This window comes from Streptomyces sp. NPDC005070, assembly GCF_053600395.1.
Genome location: NZ_JBSFZS010000330.1, coordinates 1 through 3131 on the forward strand (window position 1 = coordinate 1; position 3131 = coordinate 3131).

General features: G+C 65.6%; 3 protein-coding genes and 1 pseudogene. 2 read left to right on the plus strand and 2 right to left on the minus strand.

From position 1 onward, the window contains the following. Positions 1 to 263: dioxygenase family protein (locus ACWEBX_RS38575; RefSeq protein WP_451889381.1), on the plus strand; the 263-nt coding region annotated here is incomplete at its 5' end. 15 nt (positions 264 to 278) lie between these two features. On the opposite strand, the gene ACWEBX_RS38580 is transcribed toward ACWEBX_RS38575, so the two are convergent. Together ACWEBX_RS38580 and ACWEBX_RS38585 are read right to left on the minus strand one after the other, a co-directional pair. Next, positions 279 to 1226: an AraC family transcriptional regulator gene (locus tag ACWEBX_RS38580; protein WP_451889382.1), complete on the minus strand. Its 948-nt coding sequence runs from the start codon at positions 1224 to 1226 to the stop codon at positions 279 to 281. Next, positions 1223 to 2158 (minus strand): LysR substrate-binding domain-containing protein, encoded by a 936-nt coding sequence (locus ACWEBX_RS38585; RefSeq protein WP_451889383.1) that lies wholly within the window; start codon positions 2156 to 2158, stop codon positions 1223 to 1225. Before ACWEBX_RS38585 ends, ACWEBX_RS38580 begins: the two co-directional genes overlap by 4 nt. Positions 2159 to 2241: 83 nt before the next feature. Between ACWEBX_RS38585 and ACWEBX_RS38590 the strand changes: the two are divergent. Continuing rightward, a pseudogene (locus tag ACWEBX_RS38590) lies at positions 2242 to 3015 on the plus strand (thiolase family protein); the annotation flags it as partial. Between the last annotated feature and the right edge of the window lie 116 nt (positions 3016 to 3131).

The following is a 3131-nucleotide window of genomic DNA, read 5'->3' on the forward strand; positions in this document are numbered from 1 at the left end:
CGGCAACCAGCCGCTCGCCCATGCGCGCCTCACACCTGCATTTCATGGTGAGCGCGCCCGCCCTGCGCACGCTGGTCACCCACATTTTCGTCCGCGGCGACGAACTCCTCGACAAGGACTCCGTGTTCGGGGTCAAGCAGTCGCTCGTCAAGGACTTCCAGGGGCAACCGGTCGGTACAGCGACGCCGGACGGACGCGATCTGGGTGACCGGTCGTGGTCGCGGGTGCGCTTCGACATCGTGCTCGCACCCGACGTCAGCTGACGGTGCCGACTGACGTCATGCGGCGGTGCGCGCTCGTGCCTCCCTCAGTACGTCCATGGCACGCAGGCCGAAACGCTGCTTGAACCGGTGGGAGAAGTGGGCGGCCGAACTGAATCCGCATCGCGCGGACACTTCGGTCACGGTCGTCACTTCTCCCTCCTGCAGCAGTGAACGGGCCCGGTCGAGGCGGCGGTTGAGCAGATACTTCGGAACGCTCGTACCACCCGAGGCGAACACCCGCGAGAGATGACGTTCGCTGATGCCGATGCCCCGGGCAATGCGTGCTGCCGAGAGCCTTACGTCGGTGAGATGGTCATCGATGTACGCCTTCGCGATGGTCAGGTGAACGGCGGACAGTGACGGGGTACGGCCGGTCACCGCCGAGGCGATCAGCTCCAGCAGGACGTTCTCATCCACGCTCTCGGCGGTCTCTCGGCGCAGTGCCTGAACAACGAGGGTGCCGAGGGTTCTGGTCTGCAGTGCGGCGTCGTCGATGACCAGCGGCCGCGGCAGCGACATGGGTCCGCCGAGGTCGTTCCAGACCGTGCGGGGGATCTTGACCGCCAGTTCCTCCAGGCCGTGCGCGAAGCCGCGCATGAAGGGCCTGTCGGCGTCGCAGACCAGCAATTGTCCCGCGTGCAGCAGGTGAACCCCGTCGTCATGATAAAAGAAGGCGTCGCCGGCCAGGTTGAGATAGCAGGCCACGGCATCCGAGGGCACCCGGCGGATCTCCGCCTGGGGCCGCTCCACTACGTGGGGACTGCCCAGCACCCGGGCCACGTGGACCCGCGGAAGCTGCAGGTTGATCTCCGTCGCGTTCAGAACGCGGTCCCCCAGGGAACGGCAGCGCAGCCCGATGAGGGATTCGGCGTTGTGTTCCTCCCACAACGCTATGCGTTCTGCCTCAGGAAGGCCGGCGGTGCTGAACCGCACCGGAGCGCCTGTCGTCCCGCTCGTCGTCATCCCTCCAGAGTAGGCATTGGCGCACGGGTCGGGGTTTCGCTGTGCTCAAGGTCTTGGACGCATTCTTTGATCACTGAGGAAACCTGATCGGTCGCAGGCGTGCTGCGGCCGGCTCGGCTCGCGAGCAGAAGGTCGACGGTCTCGGTTTCGATGAGGGGCTTGTAGGCGACGCTGCTCAGGCGCAGGCTCTGCACCGACTCGGGGACGAGGGCGACGCCGTGTCCGGCGGCGACGAAGACGACGAGGGTGGCCGTCTCACCGACTTCCATCAGTGACGGGGGTTGGAATCCGGCGCGTCGGCAAGCGGCCAGGACCATGTCGTACATGGAGGAACGGGAGCGTGATGGATGGATGACGAATGTCTCGTCGGCCAGGTCCTTCAACGAGATGCGCGGTCGGTCCGCCAGGGGATGGTGCGACGGCAGTACAGCCACCAGGGATTCCGAGCGCAGGAGGGTGGTGCGGATGTCCTCATGGGTCACCGTGCCACGGAGGACAGCGAGATCGTAGGTGCCGGCGAGGAGGCCGTCCACGAGGTCGGGGGTGAGGAGTTCACCCCGCAGATCCATGATGATCTTGGGGAGTTGGGCGCGCACGGTGCGTGCGACTTTCGGCAGCACGTCGTAGGTGGCCGTGCCGATGAAGCCGATGGCGACGCGGCCGGTGAATCCGGCAGCCAGCTCGTTCATGTGTCGTCGGGTTCGTTCCTCCTCCGCCAGCAGGGCGCGCGCGTGCTCGACGAGCTGATGTCCTGCTTCGGTCAGGGCGACCTGCCGGGTGGATCGGGTGAACAGGGAGACTCCGAGATCCTTCTCCATCTGCTTGATCTGCTGGGAGAGTGCTGGTTGCGCCACGTGCAGACGGGCGGCCGCACGTCCGAAGTGGCACTCTTCCGCCAGCGCGAGAAAGTACCTGATTTGGCGTAGTTCCATGGCGTTAGTTTATAAGATCATCTTATTAATCGATCACAATTAGGTCTTGGACGCACTGAACGGTGAGCTCCTACCGTATTCATGTGACAGACAGCTATCTCTACGCGGCAGCGCGGACCCCCTTCGGCCGGTACTCAGGCGCTCTCGCCCGGGTCCGGCCCGACGACCTCGCTGCGCAGATCATCAGTGGGACACTCGCCCAGACACCGGCCCTGGAGCCGGAAGCCATTGGCGACGTCGTCTGGGGAAACGCCAACGGCGCCGGTGAGGACAACCGCAATGTCGGCCGAATGGCCGTTCTCCTTGCGGGACTTCCCACCTCCATACCCGCAACCACCGTCAACCGCCTGTGCGGCTCGTCCCTCGATGCCGCCCTCATCGCCTCACGCACCATCGAAAGCGGGGACGCGGACATCGTCCTCACCGGCGGAGTCGAGTCGATGACCCGGGCTCCCTGGGTCTTTCCCAAGGCCGAACGCGTCTTCCCCGCCGGCGACGTGACCGCGGTATCCACCACACTGGGCTGGCGACTGGTCAACGAGCGGATGCCGAAGGAGTGGACCGTCTCCCTGGGCGAAGCCAACGAGCAACTGGCCGAGCGTTTCGACATCCCGCGGAACCGTCAGGACGAATTCGCCGTACGCTCCCACCGCCTCGCCGACGATGCCTGGAACGCCGGCTTCTACGACGACCTCGTCGTCCCCGTGACAGACCGCGACGGCATCGCACTGCAACGTGACGAGGGTATCCGGCCTGGATCCACCGTCGAGAAGCTCGCCACGCTCAAGCCCGCCTTCCGCACCGATGGCGTCATCACTGCCGGCAATGCCTCCCCGTTGAGCGACGGCGCGTCCGCGGCTCGTCGGAGTGCAAACCGGCACGACAGGCCTCCCCGGAGGTGACCGTAGAAGAGGAACGGTGCTCCTGGAGACCGACTTCAGTCTCGAAGCTGTCGGGCATCCTCGTGCTCAGG